This window comes from Mesorhizobium sp. M7A.F.Ca.CA.002.04.1.1 (assembly GCF_004022805.1).
Lineage (GTDB): Bacteria > Pseudomonadota > Alphaproteobacteria > Rhizobiales > Rhizobiaceae > Mesorhizobium > Mesorhizobium ciceri.
The window spans coordinates 1-444 of the sequence record NZ_RZPL01001320.1 but is presented as its reverse complement, the minus strand read 5'-3'; the positions used below and the strand labels follow the sequence as shown (position 1 = coordinate 444).

1 protein-coding gene is annotated in these 444 nt (G+C 66.7%); it reads left to right on the top strand.

All coding sequences use genetic code 11. The features are described from left to right. Positions 1-444: ABC transporter ATP-binding protein (locus ENZ75_RS34000; RefSeq protein WP_164888292.1), on the top strand; the 444-nt coding region annotated here is incomplete at both ends.

Genomic DNA, 444 nt, shown 5'->3' with positions numbered 1-444 from the left:
GAAGAAGGCCTTTGGGCCGGTCGAGGTGCTGAAGGGCATCAACCTCGAAGTGAACGACGGCGAGTTCGTCGTTTTCGTCGGGCCGTCCGGCTGCGGCAAGTCGACCCTGCTCAGGGTCATCGCCGGACTGGAGGATTCGACCTCGGGCCGCGTCGTCATCGATGGCGCGGACGTTTCGGCCACGCCGCCGGCCAAGCGCGGCATCGCCATGGTGTTCCAGACCTATGCGCTCTATCCGCATCTGACGGTGAAGAACAATATGGGCCTCGGCCTCAAGCAGGCCGGCACGCCGACCCCGGAGATCGAGCGCCGCATCGGCATCGCCTCGTCGATGCTGTCGCTGGAGCCCTATCTCGAAAGGCGGCCGGCCGAACTCTCCGGCGGCCAGCGTCAGCGCGTCGCCATCGGCCGCGCCGTGGTGCGCGAGCCGAAGCTGTTTCTGTT